The sequence below is a fragment of the Variovorax sp. P1_H2 genome, from assembly GCF_056405295.1.
Genome location: NZ_JBFUCJ010000258.1, coordinates 1 through 2071, shown reverse-complemented (window position 1 = coordinate 2071; position 2071 = coordinate 1). Strand labels below are relative to the sequence as shown.

Genomic DNA, 2071 nt, shown 5'->3' with positions numbered 1-2071 from the left:
GCGCTTTGCAACGCGGCGCGAGGCGATGGACGAAGTGGTCGATTGGTTGGCGTTCTACAACCATAGGAGATTGCACTCGACGCTGGGCTATGTCAGTCCCATGATGTTTGAGCAACGCTGGATCGCGGCCCAGCAGCAAGACAGGAAGTCCGCATAATCGGCAGCCTATGGAGTGCGGGCAACAGGGGCAAGGTCATAGGTCGCGTGGTGGCTGCCAGGGCACTGGCCCGAGATCGGTTCATCGCGTGGGTGCGCGCAACTGCCGCCAGGAGCGCTGGTGGCGATGGAGTCTTGCGGCGGCGCGCATCACTGGGCTCGCAGCCACGGTTGATCGCCGGTCACTTCGTTGGCCGTAAAGAACGAGTGCATGTTGGATCGAGGATGTATGTGAGAACAAACTCGAACTATTGGGGGGGCAGGAAGAGGCGACACAGCTCTACACAAGAATGCGCGCAGGGCTTACAGGCCCTTCACATCAGCGGAACACGATGAAGACTCCAACAACTCATAGGGAGTCCCCCATGAAAAAAACTCGCTGTCACTTTTGCAGTAGGCGCCGCGTCCCTTCTTTCGCTGGGCGCCGTGACGGTACCGACCGTCGCGCAGGCGCAGCCCTCGATCGTCATCCAGACGGCGCCGCCACCGCCACGCGTCGATCACGAGCCGCCGCCGCGTCGCGGCTACGTCTGGGCGCCGGGCCACTACGAGTGGCGTGGCGACCGTCACGTGTGGGCGCGCGGCCAGTACATCCGCGCGCGGCCGGGCTACGCGTACCGAGCGCCGCAATGGCAGGAGCGCAACGGCGGCTGGGAATACAACCGCGGCCGCTGGGATCGCGACCACGAGGACATTCCGACCCGCTATGAACACGACAACGATGGTGTCCGCAACAACCACGACCGCCGGCCGGACAATTCGAACCGCTACTGAGCCTAACCTGGCCCAAGGGCATGTCGACCGATTGGAGTTGCGGAGGCCGACGCGCCCGCTCGAGTCATGACGAACCACCACGGAAATCGGATTCGTTCGGACCTGCAGCGCGTTCTCGACAAAGGCCAGTGTAGGGACTGCGGGGACCTTCTGTGCGCTGTCGCACAGACATGGAAAGAAACGGGTTGAGCAGAATGAACGGGTAGGGATCGAAAGTCGTGCCGCGCGTCGCCAGGAGCAGGGCGTTGAGCGCGACCCACAGCAGCATGGTGGCGCCGAAGAGTCCGACGAAGGTCCAGGAGCCGCCGAACGACGCGACCGCGTCTGCCGCGCGCTGGCCCATTGACTGCCCGGCATCGGCATCTTGCACGACGTTGCGCGAAACAGGCGTTCGCTCCGCAACGTGTCGCGCGACACGCCGGGTCCGCTCGTCGAGGGCGTCGTAACGCGAACCCAAGAGCTTGGTTGCGATGTCGTCGAGCTGATGCATGGAGGCCAACCGCCTACGCCGACTGGAGCGTCCTCATTCGCTGCGCGGCCCTGCGGAGATTCGTTCTGCGCTCCTGGGCTGCTCTCAAGACGGATTCAGACGACCAGATGGGCGGCGCAGTGGCCCCTTCCTCGATCTCGGCGCACAGGGTCTCGTCGAGCACTGGCACCAGGCCGTTCATCAGCCTGGTCTCGGCCGCGAGAACGAGCGCGCGGTGCAGGGCGCAGGGCATGACCCGCCCATTCAGATAGTCGAGGACCAGAGTCTCAGCGGCAAACAGGGAAAGTGACATGGCGTCGCCCGATGATGGACATGACGACAGCTTAGCGATGGACGCAATCAGAGTCTGTTCGTCACCGAACACATTGCCGCGGCGGCCGTGGCCCTGGACTCCCTCTGTGAGCCTCGCTTGTAAGACATTTGCGACTGGATGGACCCGCCGGATCGTGGTCAACTTGGTTGGCCTTACAAACAAGGAGCTTTCGATGCAGAAACTCGTCAACGTCGAGGCGATCAACCTGCGAACCGAGGCCAGAGTTGCGCCCGAAACCTTGGTCCGAACCCTTTTCCTCGGGCAGGCCGTCGATGACCTGGAAGACGGTCCCGAGGGATGGCATCACGTTCGAGCGGCCGTCGACGGCAAAGCTAGCG

The 2071-nt window shown here is 63.4% G+C and carries 4 protein-coding genes and 1 pseudogene; 3 read left to right on the top strand and 2 right to left on the bottom strand.

What is annotated here, in order from left to right; all coding sequences use genetic code 11:
* The 3 genes and pseudogenes from AC1D2E_RS35605 to AC1D2E_RS35595 all read left to right on the top strand — a co-directional run.
* Nucleotides 1-157, top strand: a 157-nt coding sequence (locus AC1D2E_RS35605; RefSeq protein ID WP_478201758.1) for an IS3 family transposase, incomplete at its 5' end; no start/stop codon positions are given.
* Nucleotides 158-198: 41 nt separating this feature from the next.
* Nucleotides 199-351 (top strand): annotated as a pseudogene (locus tag AC1D2E_RS35600) (IS110 family transposase); the annotation flags it as partial.
* 231 nt (nucleotides 352-582) lie between these two features.
* Nucleotides 583-930, top strand: a complete 348-nt coding sequence (locus AC1D2E_RS35595) for a YXWGXW repeat-containing protein (RefSeq protein ID WP_478201757.1) — start codon at nucleotides 583-585, stop codon at nucleotides 928-930.
* 64 nt (nucleotides 931-994) lie between these two features.
* On the opposite strand, the gene AC1D2E_RS35590 is transcribed toward AC1D2E_RS35595, so the two are convergent.
* Both AC1D2E_RS35590 and AC1D2E_RS35585 read right to left on the bottom strand, forming a co-directional pair.
* Entirely contained in the window at nucleotides 995-1420 is a 426-nt protein-coding gene (locus AC1D2E_RS35590) for a DUF1003 domain-containing protein (RefSeq protein WP_478201756.1), read from the bottom strand.
* 13 nt (nucleotides 1421-1433) lie between these two features.
* Entirely contained in the window at nucleotides 1434-1712 is a 279-nt protein-coding gene (locus AC1D2E_RS35585; protein ID WP_478201755.1) for a hypothetical protein, read from the bottom strand.
* Nucleotides 1713-2071: the final 359 nt, after the last annotated feature.